The 1,033-nt window shown below is 45.5% G+C and carries 1 protein-coding gene and 1 pseudogene; both read right to left on the bottom strand.

Going from position 1 to position 1,033, the window contains the following annotated elements:
• Window positions 1–413, bottom strand: a pseudogene (locus GMD6S_RS09450) (amylopullulanase); the annotation flags it as partial.
• The coding region (locus GMD6S_RS09445) for an SSURE domain-containing protein (RefSeq protein ID WP_008294541.1) at window positions 410–1,033 on the bottom strand (624 nt) is incomplete at its 5' end. The gene GMD6S_RS09445 and the pseudogene GMD6S_RS09450, both read right to left, overlap by 4 nt.

Raw genomic sequence — 1,033 nt, 5'->3', positions numbered from 1 at the left:
TCAAATTCTGGTTTTTCTTCCACAGCTGGAGCGACAATGGCACCACCTTGAGACAAGCGGAGAACGACAGCAGTGAGAGCGTTCAATTTCAAGCCTTTTTCAGTCCATTCGAGACCTTGAGGGTTAGCAATTCCTACTGGTCCTGCTTGGTTTTCATCTGCGAGAACTTCGGCCTTTCTCAAGTGAGCAAAGGCAGTTCCTAGAGTAAATTCACGAGCCTTATCATCCGCATTGACAAAGACAGCGTAGACATCACCATTTGGAGCGGTGATTTGGTAGCCGATGGTCACATCTTCTTTTTCAACGCCATTTTGTCCTGGAACAGTAATGAGGTGGACGCGCTCTTTGATGTCTTGCAGACTCTTGAGTCGGAAGGCATCTGTCGATTGACGAAGGGCGATCAATCCTTTCATGTAGTTACGGCTCTTGACATTTTCAGGATATGCTTTGCCATCTGTTGCCTTGGTCCAATCAAACTTGTTGACAGCATCACTAGAGTCGTAAGAGTCATGGATAAAGTAAGGATAGACAAAACTTCGTAGAAGTAAAGACCTTTGCCCAATTTCTCTACTGGTGGGAGAGCTGGATTTTTAGCTGAGCCGTTGTCTGACCATGGGGCTTTATCTGAGGCTTTTAACAAGAGGCGAGTCAACATACCATCTCCACCAAAAGCTTCGTATGGAATGACTTGGTTGACACCGGCTGTAAATGGACCTGGGAAATTGGCTTTGTCAAGGTAGCTAGCTGGGACATCTACTGTATCTTTGGTATTGTCGGCCACACCTTTTTGGACTTCAGCTGGAGTGGTCAAACCATTCAAATTAACAGTCAAATCTTTAGTCGCTACCAGATTAGTTAAGTCAGGCTTGCCGTCTTTTGCACCGTACACCTTGATAGTAGCTTTATAGCTTTGCGTACCATTTTGTTTCAAGAGGTCAAGCAAGTCTTTGTCAGATTTTCCTTGGGTGCCTGCCAAGTCTACTTCGTAGAAGTAAAGACCTTTGCCCAATTTCTCTACTGGTGGGAGAGCTGG

Source organism: Streptococcus sp. GMD6S (assembly GCF_000297015.1).
Note: the sequence above shows the minus strand (reverse complement) of the source record. Positions and strands in the feature narration are given on the sequence as shown.